Annotated in this window: 11 protein-coding genes and 2 pseudogenes; 3 read left to right on the forward strand and 10 right to left on the reverse strand. The window is 32.1% G+C overall.

Going from position 1 to position 12,088, the window contains the following annotated elements:
* Positions 1 to 385: 385 nt before the first annotated feature.
* Entirely contained in the window at positions 386 to 601 is a 216-nt protein-coding gene (locus NSQ40_RS29280) for a hypothetical protein (protein ID WP_098159442.1), read from the forward strand.
* Between the two features lie 101 nt (positions 602 to 702).
* Here NSQ40_RS29280 and NSQ40_RS29285 read toward each other — a convergent pair whose 3' ends face one another.
* The 3 genes and pseudogenes from NSQ40_RS29285 to NSQ40_RS29600 form a co-directional block, all read right to left on the reverse strand.
* Complete coding sequence (locus NSQ40_RS29285; protein ID WP_003209791.1) at positions 703 to 921, reverse strand: hypothetical protein; 219 nt, start codon at positions 919 to 921, stop codon at positions 703 to 705.
* A gap of 456 nt (positions 922 to 1,377) precedes the next feature.
* Positions 1,378 to 1,887 (reverse strand): hypothetical protein, encoded by a 510-nt coding sequence (locus tag NSQ40_RS29290; protein WP_098159441.1) that lies wholly within the window; start codon positions 1,885 to 1,887, stop codon positions 1,378 to 1,380.
* A gap of 235 nt (positions 1,888 to 2,122) precedes the next feature.
* A pseudogene (locus tag NSQ40_RS29600) lies at positions 2,123 to 2,304 on the reverse strand (DUF3967 domain-containing protein); the annotation flags it as partial.
* A gap of 344 nt (positions 2,305 to 2,648) precedes the next feature.
* Here NSQ40_RS29600 and NSQ40_RS29295 point away from each other — a divergent pair.
* Entirely contained in the window at positions 2,649 to 3,407 is a 759-nt protein-coding gene (locus NSQ40_RS29295; RefSeq protein WP_098159440.1) for a CsxC family protein, read from the forward strand.
* A 448-nt stretch (positions 3,408 to 3,855) separates the two neighbouring features.
* Here the strand turns inward: NSQ40_RS29295 and NSQ40_RS29300 are convergent, their stop codons facing one another.
* A complete protein-coding gene (locus tag NSQ40_RS29300; protein ID WP_098159439.1) occupies positions 3,856 to 4,212 on the reverse strand; it encodes an ATPase in 357 nt (118 codons plus the stop codon).
* A 224-nt stretch (positions 4,213 to 4,436) separates the two neighbouring features.
* Positions 4,437 to 4,814, reverse strand: a pseudogene (locus NSQ40_RS29305) (DUF3967 domain-containing protein).
* An 896-nt stretch (positions 4,815 to 5,710) separates the two neighbouring features.
* Between NSQ40_RS29305 and NSQ40_RS29310 the strand changes: the two are divergent.
* Positions 5,711 to 5,896, forward strand: a complete 186-nt coding sequence (locus NSQ40_RS29310) for a hypothetical protein (protein WP_098159438.1) — start codon at positions 5,711 to 5,713, stop codon at positions 5,894 to 5,896.
* Positions 5,897 to 6,080: 184 nt separating this feature from the next.
* On the opposite strand, the gene NSQ40_RS29315 is transcribed toward NSQ40_RS29310, so the two are convergent.
* From NSQ40_RS29315 to NSQ40_RS29335, 5 genes are all read right to left on the reverse strand, one after another.
* Positions 6,081 to 6,689, reverse strand: coding sequence for a DUF3967 domain-containing protein (locus tag NSQ40_RS29315; RefSeq protein ID WP_098159437.1), 609 nt, complete (start codon positions 6,687 to 6,689; stop codon positions 6,081 to 6,083).
* A 543-nt stretch (positions 6,690 to 7,232) separates the two neighbouring features.
* The gene (locus NSQ40_RS29320) at positions 7,233 to 7,346 is read right to left on the reverse strand and encodes a YjcZ family sporulation protein (RefSeq protein ID WP_003203942.1); all 114 of its coding nucleotides are present in this window, start codon (positions 7,344 to 7,346) and stop codon (positions 7,233 to 7,235) included.
* 708 nt (positions 7,347 to 8,054) lie between these two features.
* The gene (locus NSQ40_RS29325; protein ID WP_098159435.1) at positions 8,055 to 8,744 is read right to left on the reverse strand and encodes a Rep protein; all 690 of its coding nucleotides are present in this window, start codon (positions 8,742 to 8,744) and stop codon (positions 8,055 to 8,057) included.
* A 241-nt stretch (positions 8,745 to 8,985) separates the two neighbouring features.
* A complete protein-coding gene (locus tag NSQ40_RS29330; protein ID WP_258248697.1) occupies positions 8,986 to 10,440 on the reverse strand; it encodes a plasmid recombination protein in 1,455 nt (484 codons plus the stop codon).
* A gap of 958 nt (positions 10,441 to 11,398) precedes the next feature.
* On the reverse strand, positions 11,399 to 11,941 hold the full coding sequence (locus NSQ40_RS29335) for a hypothetical protein (RefSeq protein ID WP_258248736.1): 543 nt from the start codon (positions 11,939 to 11,941) through the stop codon (positions 11,399 to 11,401).
* Positions 11,942 to 12,088 lie beyond the last annotated feature (147 nt).

A 12,088-nucleotide genomic window follows, 5' to 3' on the forward strand; every position in this document is an offset into this window, starting at 1 on the left:
AAACACCTTAATCATTAACTTCATCCCAAATCCCCTGATATCCTCAAAAATAAATAAAAAAGTATACATTCAAATCAAAGCAAAACCTCTGGTCCAATCACTCTTTCTACATAATTCATAAGTTAATGTAAAAGGGGGTAATCCTATAATAGCTTTACTACAATTAATTAGACCATCCGCATTTAGAGCTGTAAAAGCATTTAACCAGAATGTACTTACAACACAAATTCAACAGATTACGTATGAAACTAAACAATTTGATTTAAAAGATGAGTATAATATATCCGATTCAACCTTTATTCCTAAAAGAAAAGGAGTATATGCTATTACTGCAGGTGCAGCATTTCTTGCTAATATTCCTTTTGATAATCCTCGTACTACAACCATGTTAATACGTGTAAATGATATCGATATTGTTAAAGAAGATCACTATTTCGTGCCAAAATTAGTTAGACGACCTCATGTAGTAAGAGTAAGTACTATTCTACAATTAAATAAAAGGGATAAAGTTCAAATATGGACAATTATTAGCGGAGGAAATATGACTATTTTGAATAACGAAGGAACACATTTTGAAGCAGCTAGATTTTCATCTCCATAAAATTTCATCAGTATAATCATAATTAACTAAGAATAATCTTTTTATTTTTAGTTATAAAAATAAAAAAAGAGCTTTTAAAAAAGCTCTTTTTTTCTATCTAATTATTCAATTCGAAGTGCTAAAATATCTCGACAATCTAAAACAATTACAGTTCCTGGTTCTGTTTCATTATCTACAAAAGTTGCACAAAAATTTTCTGGATTGAAATTAACAAAAATAACGTCTTCGATTGTATTCCCACTTAAAAAAATATCTACTTCTGTACCTAATTGTAAAACCGCTAACTGATCACATACGCATTTATCATGATCATTAAACATTTAAAAACATCCCCTTCGAGAAATATAGAATTCATTCTATTCTATGTTTAAATACAAGAAGAGCTTGTTTAACAGCCTATATTCCAAAGAGATAGTATTTTTGGTTATGATATATTTTCATACATAGTTTTCTTCAGAGGTCGTGATTCCATAAAACATACTCCTCTCTCATTACAATGTACTGCAATACCTGCATTATTGATTTATGTACTATAGGTAGGGTATATATAATTGCTTGCATCAATATAGGATACAAGCATGTTTAGTATGCAAATATAAAGAATAAAGAGAGAAACAAGAAAATAACGATATATACTATATTCATGTAAGAGTTACATAACACACTTATCAGCAGTCCATGTATCTAGAAACCTAGAAAAGTCCCTTCATCTTCTGAAGGGACTTTTCATTCACATAATCAGTGTTATCGAAAGTTAAGAAAATAAACTTGTTTTATTATGTTGGAGATGGAAATCTAGTAGCTTCAAAGTGTGTAGTTGCAGGATCTGAAACGATTTCACCAACTACAGAACTTTGCACAAATACCTGTACTTGATCTCCAGCATTTAACTGAATGTTAGTAGAAACAGATACATCATTGTCAAATGGGATTGTACTAAAGAAATCATTATCTCGGGCTACGTCAGTATTGTTTACTCTGATGGCTATTCGCACCCTATAAGGATTGGTAAAAGTAACAGAACTAAATTGAACACTTGCAATAATAGAATATATACCTTTTGTTTCTGGAATAAATGTGGAAGTAAAAGTACTATATTCATTTATTAGATCGTATTGTTCATTCGGGTATAAAACTTGCACATCAGTGTCTGCAGAAACAGGTATAGATGCATTAGTAACATCCCTAACAGCCCTGAATGCTGATTGTGGTGTTGATCCTGAAGATCCCTGAATAGGAAGTGGAAACTCACAAGGATTGAAATACAATCTATTTTTTGATGACATAAATAATCAAGCTCCTTTGTTTAAATTTAATATATTAAATGTAAAACGATCTTGTTTTTCCTGTATACTTGTCTCTACTTGTCCAAAGGAAAGCAATACTATATATCGTATACATATAAAGTTTACATAACCTATCATTATCGGTAGTATCCAAAAAAGCTCGTTTATCTTGTTTCAAATAAAAAGCCAGCTTTTCTTTTTATCATTCAATTCTAATTTATTTACCAAACAGACCATTCCAAATTGATTTCTTCTGTTCTAAAGCTGCTACGTTTTTATGAAAAAAATTCTAGAATTATTGTTGCCGCGATCAAAAGGATACCCAGCTTCCTCCAGGGTAAGGCAATATTTACGCCAAGAACTTGAGCCAATCCTCAAATTCTTGGCTACCTCAGATCCCCAATAAGTTCGAGCCATAGTTACATTTTCTGCAAATTACTTTTCACTTCACGGTACGATTGCTCCTTCTACCCCCATAACAAGAAAAGGAACCTACTAGTAGGTTCCTTTTCTTGTTATGGGAGATTTATTTAATTATATATAAGTGTAAAACAAATGTCCGACGCTCGTTCCACAATATAATATATGCTGTCCTATTCAATATAGTGCAATGAATTTTAAGTAATCTAATTTAGTTTTTCTTATTTCAAAATGAGAAAAGTAACTATTATACAAGCCCGCACACAAATAGATATATTAAATATCATATTAAAGTAGATATGGAAACACTCGAAAAACAAAAATAAATGGAGGTTTTTTAATTGAGTGAAAACAAACACGATCACAATAAAGATTGTAAGGTTAAAGCAGAAACACAAATTCCGTTCAGTGATACTCCAGCAACGCCTGTTCTTACAAGAAATCCAATAGTTAAAATTCCAGTTGTATTAGCAGAAAGAACACTTCAAATTGTAGTAGAAGCAAATATCCCACTTTGTCCACCAGCAGTAGAAATTAAAAGAGTGTTAAAAGATGTATTTTTACAACAATGTAAACTAGTACCTGTTGAATATGAACCAATTAATGAAACAGGGTATTTACGAGTAACAAGAGCAAAATTGTTTGTAGAAGGTTTTATTCGTAAAAATATTGAATATGCTGCTAAAGACTGCAATGGCGTGATTCATGATAAAATTGCAAAGGTTCGATTCTCAGGTTTTGCTGATTTAACTGCAGGTGACTTTTCTTCTAACCCAATCATAGCTTTTTCTTCAGAAAATAAAGCTCGTTTTATTAATCCAAAAAACACTGATGTTCCTCGTCTAGACAAATTCTTCTTTGAAAATAATGTTTTCTATAATGAACAACCATTTTGTGAAATAATTAGTGCAGAATTTTATGAGCTTGACTTCTCACCATGTGATAATGATCATGATAAACATCATGAAGAATCATGTGGTAAACATCATGAAAAAGCATTTGACCACTTACGTGAAAAAATCGTTCTTGATCTTACTTTGAAAGTATTACAAACTCAACAAGTAAGAATTGGTGGAACAACTGGACAATCTAGCTGCTAATTAAAAATTCTCATTAATATTCTTAAATCAAGTCAGTTATTTCGCAACATTTCATGCACTAAAAAAAGGAGAATCCCATATTCTTTTTGGGATTCTCCTTTCTTATTTAAAGATTGCTCACACAAATGATCTGTACATCAATTCATCTTTGATATACAGATCATTTGTATGATAATTTTTATAAATAATTGCAGAATAAACAACTTACATAAATGCTTTTAAAAGCTCTTGTACGAATGGAATTACTCCACCTACAAATTTTAAAACTGCCATTGCAATTTCCATTTTATTTCCTCCTTTATTCTTATATTAAGATTTTATGAATCCTTGTACCTTTATTATAGTAAGCGCTTACAAAAATAGCAATACTTTTTTATAATCTATGATTTTCAACAATTAAATAAAGAAAGTTGGTTACCTAAAAAGATAACCAACCCCTTATTTAATATTAAAGAATCTGCGTTAATTCTGTATTCAAAACTCGTTGTGCAGTAATAATAACACCCTGAGGAGTTACTCCATAAACACTGTATATGCCACCGTTTTGATTAGGGACAATTTCAACTTCATATTGTTCTGCTTGTCCCAAAGTAGAGTGAACTAAACTTAGAATTACAAGAGCAGAAGCATTAGCAGCTACAGAAAAGTTTCTCTGTTCGATTAATGTTCTTGTACCATCAAGTCTAAAAGATCGAAGTACCCCATTAAGTGTACCTCCAGTACGATTGAGGATTTTAACCTTAGCTCTATTTGCATTAGCAGGCTGATTTCCTACATTTTCAATTGGACCAGTAGTGAAAGGCATTTTAAAATTCACCTCCTACTAAATTAAATAATTAGTAATCTACAGATTACATTCTTATAATATTCAATACTTAATTAAAATGCTCTAAAACAATTAACCAATTTGTTTTAGAAATAAAAATTAGATTTACACAACCTATCAATTATTACTAGTAAACAAAAAATTCACTTCTTATCTTTTTTCAAATAAAAAGTGAACTTTTCTTTCTATTATTAAATTCTAATTTATTTACCAAATAGACGACTCCAAAAAGATCTCTTCTGTTCTGAAGCTGCTATTAGACGCTTGCTATCTTATATTTCTTTTAAATACTTGCATTAATTGAGTATCTCTTTGTTCTTCTCTTATTATCCTTTGAACATCATTTTCCTGTAAAAGTTTGCTTTGCTGATCTAATCTTTGAATCAATTCTAAATTAAGTTGTTCTAATCGTTCTATACGTTCTGTTAATACTTTTATGTGTTCTGTATCTACTACGCTATCTGTAGCAACAGTTGCTACCTCTTTATGAAAAAAACTCTCGAATTATTGTTACCCCGCTCGAAAGGATATCCGGCTTCTTCCAAGGAAAGGCAATATTTACGTAAAGTACTTGAGCCAATCCCTAAGTTCTTGGCTACCTCAGATCCCCAATAAGTTTAAGCCATACTTTGTCTTCCCTCTACTCTAAGCTGTTCTATAGTTACTACATAGTGTTTTCCTTTTTTAAAAAAGTAACACCTTCTTTTTAAAATTTAAAGAAAAGTTTTTATTAGTTTTTACATCTATCAATTTAATAATTTATACAAAATTTTATACAAAAAAAAGAAAAAGAAAATAACGAGGATCCCTAAAATCTCCGCTATATCAACAATGTATAAAATACTGCAATAGAGGGTTTTCTATAGAATTTAACATAGGTTAATAAACAAGCATTTTTCTTATTAAAACATAGAATAATATAACTGGTATTCGAAAAGGAGGTATAAAAAATGAGCTGGAGTAGCAACTGTTCGAAGCGTAGTAATGATTCTTGTAAATGTAAGCATGATAGTCATTCTTGTAAGTCAAAATGTCATAGTAATTCTTGTAAATGTAAGAAAGATAAGTTCCGTAGATGTTGTTTTATTTGTTTTCATTGTGATCGCAAACACCAGTAAAATAGTTCAGCATTTTTAGTTTTTGATGAGAAATTATATAAAAAGCTTATCCCCTTGTAAAGAAGGATGAACCTTTTATATTTGTTATCAATAATAAGACATTATGTTAACCTCACATGTATGTTTATTCATATCCGTTTTTCACAATTTAAAGATAAAGATTTTTATATACGAAGAAAATAAAATTCTACGTAGAACTTCATTATGTGTTAACAACTGAACCAACTAGTCCAACCAAATCATCGGGTGATACCCCAATATGAATTGGTTGATACATATCTAGTCCCAAAAAAAATATATAAACATATTGTATTATAGTACAACTCTTTAACAAACACTCTAAAAAAGGAGCTATCTATATGCTTGAAGACAAATCTAAAGTTAATTACCCATATGAATTTGCCGAAACTATAACAACACCAATTAAAAAACCAAATTATACAAAATTTAAAAATAGTACAGACACACAACCTCTTACTATTTCAAAACATTACGTTGAAAAACGTCTATACTCCGTAAGAATCGATACTCCTAAAAACAAATAATTAAAATTCATTACGAAAACACGCTATACATACATGTATGTATAGCGTGTTTTCCTTGCTTTTGGTCTCTCTGCTTGACACAATAGCACACGACCCGTTCCTTACGGAACTTTTAGATATATATATAGTGAGAAAGGAAAAATACAAAAACTCAATAATATCAAGGGTTTAAAGATTCAAAAGATTATTTCCAAAACTCATACCATTTCTTATCTTTACTTGCTGCAATCATCTTCTTAACTTCCTGGACTTCCCTTATTGTTTGCATGAGCATTTCATCACGGCCCTGGTTCTTCGCCATGTCTTCGCTAGTATTCATCGCTATAAGTGCCTGGGATTCCTGTATCGTTTGTATAGCGCTCAATAACTCTGATTCTCTTTGTATAAATCTCTGATCTTGCTCAGTTAATCGTTTGGTTAATTCCTGAAGCAAGACATTTTGTTTTTCAATGACTTCTTTTTGATCTTGAATCATTATCTGTAGCGTTGTAGCGTTGAAATCCGGTTCTTCATAGCGCTCAACTTCATATCTATCCAATGGCAATACTTCAACACCTTGATGCCATAATACAATTTGTTTTGTGGCATTTTCTAGTGTCATATCTGTGTCGTTCTTTAAGTTTATAACCTTACGGAATACCATTACATCACTTTCTCTATATTTCCTATGCCCACGCTCGTTTTTTATGAAAGTGTAACCCTCTTTTTCTAACACGTCTGCATACTTACGTAATGTAGATGATTGGATAGCTAATTGCTCCGCCACGTCACTAGGACTATAAAACGTCTTCATAGCGTTTCACCTCAAAAATATATTCGCTATAGCAATGATATACCCTTTTTCCTAATAATTCACGTATCACTTGTTTGTATTTTTAACTTCCATAATCTTCACAAGAGTAATGTATTTAGTTCATATTACAGCCTCAAGCTTAGGGACACATATCAATTTTAAAATTAGATACTCCTTACTTCTCAATAACAACATCAAAATCTTTTTTCTTTATACAAGATTTTATGCAAGAAAAGAGGAAAAACAAAATAGCAAGGATCCCTAGAATCCTTGCTATACCAACCATGTATAAAATCATGCATAAACAAAAAAAGAACCAGGAAAATCCCTTGTGACAGTAAGGAGCCCCCTTGTCCTTGCTACCGATAATGATGCTTTATGTTAACTTCACATGAATCTTTATTCATCCTCATTTTCCACAGTTTAAAAGGACAACTTGTACCCATCTTTTGAATCGGGAGATCCCCAATTTTAACTACACATTATATAAATATTTTTTTCATAAGAAAAGACACCTTTACAAGTGTCTTTTCGGATTGTTTTTTAGCAGAAGCAAGCAGCTCCAACTATGATTAATAATATAAAGAGCACAACAAGTAATGCGAATCCTCCAGCAAAGCCGCCGCCACAACTACCACAACTACCACCAAAGCCCATAATAGTTCCTCCTTTAGATAAGAGGGGAAAACAAGGGGTCACTCATGTTTTTTAACGGATTCACATTATTTTATGTCTTTAAATAATATACGAGCAAGTCTTTTAAGAAATAAAAAAAAGACACTCTAATGAATGCCTTTCTCCAATGTAATCGGCATATAACCACACCCAAGGTTTTAAAACACCTCTTGCTTTTTGGCTAGAGTGCTGGCTCGTCGTGTGGGGACGAATCCCCACGTATTACGTATCAATTGTTTGAATAAGAGCTATTTTTGAACGAATGATCTAAGCGGTTCGGCTCGTATACTTGCTAGTCCAAGTCGAGAACCATTGTTTTGCTTTTTGTCTGTCGGCTTGGCGAAAAAAGCACACGAGCCGAAAAAAGTTTTGCAAGGACGTCATAAAAAAGAAAAGGCGTTAGCCTTTAGGTGAGGATTTACGAACCGACCTTTTTATGATGAAGGTGGAGATTTTTGAGCGTTGTTTGCTCAAAAATACTACCTGTTCCTTGCGGAACTTTTAGCTCTTTAATAATAGTGATAATAGAGAGCATTTACAAAAATCATGTAGATCCCTTGATACAACTAGGTTTAATGCACTTTTTAGGGTGTCACGAAAAGGTGACACTTTTTTGTTTTTTGTCACCTTTTCGTGACACCTAAATAATGGATAAAGTACATAAAAAAAACTGTATCAAATTGATACAGTCTAAAAAAATCTAGCTGGTAATTTTACTTTTTTACCATTTTGATCTTTAAGATTTTTCAAAGAATGTTGAAACAATCTCATCGTTAATTTATCAAGTTTCACTTCATTTTTTCGAGGTGCACAAATCATTATGTAAGGATTTACTATCCATGTTCTAGGACTTACAGTGCGACCATTTTCAATAATTTGGCCTGCACCTTCTGGATTAAGTAAAATTTCTTTTTTCTTTAATGAATTCATAACAGTTGATGTTTTTTGCCTTGATTTACCTATCATTTCAGCAATTTCAGAAACAGTTGCCGCTCTTGGTAACTCAAAATCGTCCTCAACGATCTTTCGTTTCCTTTTAAATTTATCATCTCTACAAATAATGACATTACTTCTAAATTCCAAATAAGCTTGAATTCTAAATAAAAAACTTTCTTCTGCTTGAGTTAAATAACCAATACTATTCAATAAATCTAAATTTCTATGCATTACTTGATTAAAAGGTTCTCCAGTAAATGGATCTTTATTAGTTCCAACATAATGGTCTTCTCCAGTTAGTTCTTTTAACTGTTGTAAAAGAGATTTTTTAAGTTCTTCAGCCTGATCTCTTTGTTTTCCATCTTTCTCAAAATCTCTTTTTCTAGCATTTCTATTAGCTTGATTTAAAGCTTGTCCTAAAATTTGTTCATTTTCATCTTTCATTATGTCAATTCCTCCTCTAATTGAGGGAATCAACAAAAATACCTATTTTTTGCTATTTGATTATGAATCAAATTATGATAATCTATAACCAGATAAATGAATTTTAGGTATTTCCATTGAATACCCTTTAAAATGAGCCATGTTACCGCATGGCTCATTTTTTATTTTATCACATATATTCTCTCAAAAGATTATCAAACAAAGTTTCCCAAAAAAAGTAATTACTTTTTCTATGGATCTTTTAACGCTCTATATCATATCCTTGCTTTTTAACCATTTCCCTCTTATTTTCACGTTCAAATTGATTATTTACTCCTTTATTACCTAATTCATTTTTAATAAGCTCTCTAAACTCTTTAAATTGTTCTTTAAAGAGTTTTTTTGTTTGCTGATATAAAACCCTTATGTTTGTCTGTAAATCTTTTATATGAGCTTTTAATGAGCTTATTTCAGTATTTAATACACCTATTCTTTTTTGCAACTGACTTTTTTCTTGTTTCAATGTTCGATTTTCTTCCATCCACCCCTCCGCATGTACTTTTAAACTCTCATTCTCTTTCACAAAATCTGTTTTTTTCAAACGTTCATAATCCTTTTTGATAGTAACCGCTGCATTCACTTGTTTTGTTAATTTTTGATATTGTTCTGGTGATAACACATAATTTCTTGTCTGTTTCTTTGTGATTTCAGCTTTCCCAAACATTTTATCCTGTACTTCTGTTATTACTTCTTTACGCAAAAATGGAATTTTAACAGGTTCATTTGGTACTTGATCCGCAAAACTATCCAATTCCTCTTGCTGTTGTTTCACCTTTTTTTCTAACTCTATATATCGCTGACCAATCAGCTGTAACTTTTCACCTTCACTTTTCACTTGTTGTTCCACTGCTTCTAACTCTTTGTATTTATCAACTACATGTATTTTCACCATCTGTAATTCATTTACTTTTTCTTCAGCATATTGCATATGATGATCAAAAACTTCTAACTGCATTTCTTTTTCATATATTTGATTCTCAACGGTTGATTTCATTTCAGCATATTCCTTGTATTGACGGACTTTCATGTACTTATGTGAACCTACATTCGCTCGTTCAAATTCTGGAATTTGTTCTTTAGCCAAAGATTCAATATAAGCCGTTTCTGATTGTCTCCAACTTGCAATTAACTCCGTTCCTTTTCCTTTTACTCCTTGTTGTTGCAAGGCTCTATCCATTCCGACACGCCTCGTTAATCCTCGACTACTTTCGAAATTCGGTACATAGTTAATATGTAAATGCGGATTGGCTTCATCATCATGTAAAACCATGTTATAAACTACTAGATTGGGATTTCGCTCTTGAAACGCCTCAGCATACTGTTTTAACGCTTCCTTTTTGGCTTCCCTATACTTTGGGTCGTCTTTGCCTTCCCCGATCGCTACAACGAGTTCTCGTTGCTCATGTGTCTTTTCATCTTTATGGATTTTGTCATAGTAATCCTTAATCTTACGGTCATTCCGTTTTTGTTTCTCGTTATACTTGTCTACTGCTTCTTGAAAAACATCCTTGTATACACTTCGGATGTCTTTTTGAACAAAATAGATATTCTCTTCTAACCTAGATGGATCGATGCTGGGATTCCCATGAATATTTTCCCTGTTATTATGGCTTAATGAACTTTGATGAGATTGATTAAATGAAATAGAGAACAACATAAAATGCCACCACTTCCCCCTAGAATAATTGATACCATAAGTCTAGCAAAGCGACGAAATGGAGTCAATTAACGTAACCCTATACGTATTTTGACGCTAACGCATCAAAATCGATAGGGGTCTGCGACGCTTTTCGGCTTTGCCGAGCCCTGCAAAGCATGGCAAAAACCTCGGACTTTGTCCGAACCTACAAGGGGAACTCTTCCCCTTGACCCCATCAATCGAACTCCCCAACCCCTCACAATCCTTGAGGGGCTCCCTCGCCGGTTGGCAGGGTCAAAAGGGTACCTTTTGACAAACCACCAGAGGGTTGCATAGTTAGTGTGTCAACTCCTTATCCTCCCGTCCCCTTACGGGTTCGGTCCGGTACCGTTGACACACACCATGTAACTACCTCTTTTCATTCACTTTCCTTTTTCTATATTCAAAAAAGGAAAGCAAACCAATAGCTAACACAAAAATACTAATTGGAATATAAAGAGGATAATCCGATTTTACATAACCCCGTATACAAATGAAGGCTACAATTAAAATTTCAATACAAAATATTAATCTAATATTTTGTAATAAATTCATGTAAAACTTCCTTTCTTTTTTAATAACAATATACTAAATTTACCAACCGAAAAAGAAGCCCCCTTGTTTTTGGATTGGTAGGATCGATCGGTCCGGTCCAGTGGGTATAATTGCTAGTCCAAATCAAGCAACCTAAGTCCTCGTTTTTGGTCTGTTCGGCTTGGCGATATGCCATTACCTATCCAATATCTGAAAGTAAACTTTTGAATATTTGTTTACTTTCAATATCAATAAGAAAAATGAATCAAAATCTATTTTATTTTTTACTTAGATTTGAGTTTTAATAAATACAAAACAGCACAAATCGCATATTAAAATGACTTGTACTGTTTTATTTATGTATTATTTTTTAGACAAGATATACTTAAAACTTATACAAAATTTAAAACGCAGGTACTAATTTCCACACAACTTCTTCTTTACCTAAATAGGTCGTTGTACGAGGGCCATGCATTGAGAATTCAACCTCTTTATAATTTAGGTATCCTCCTTCTGCTTGCAGTGTATATCCTCCCTCTACAGGAGTTATATCCCAATACGCTGTATCTTTCTCCCTACTAAAATTCACACCATTCCCCCATGCTCGGATCCAATAAGAACCTAACATGGCTACAGGCATTTCAATACGATACTTCTTGTTTTCTTCAGAAAAATGCAATTTCACAGGATCTGCGGAAGGGTTTTCTACTGTTTTACCGTGTGAACTAACTAGTACTGGTAATGTAGTATTATAAAGTAGATGGGAAATTAATCCTCTTGTTGGTGAATCTGCTGGAACTATATAATAGTTTTTACTTGTATCAATCCTATCTCCTACTTCGTTTACTGAATCAGATGATACGGATGCACTTGCTTTCTCTACTGGAAAAAATCCTAAAAATATAACAAAAACTAGTAAAGACATTAATACCCCTTTAATCTTCATATCAACACTCCTTCAAAATTTTTTAATTATACAATAATTGTAAATTGTATTTTTGTAATTTGCAATATTAAGAAAATTAAACAGGATAAAAAGCAGTAATAATAAAATATATTTGAATGTAAACTTTTAGATATTTGTTTACATTCA

It is taken from the genome of Bacillus sp. FSL K6-6038 (assembly GCF_038050455.1).
Lineage (GTDB): Bacteria > Bacillota > Bacilli > Bacillales > Bacillaceae_G > Bacillus_A > Bacillus_A pseudomycoides.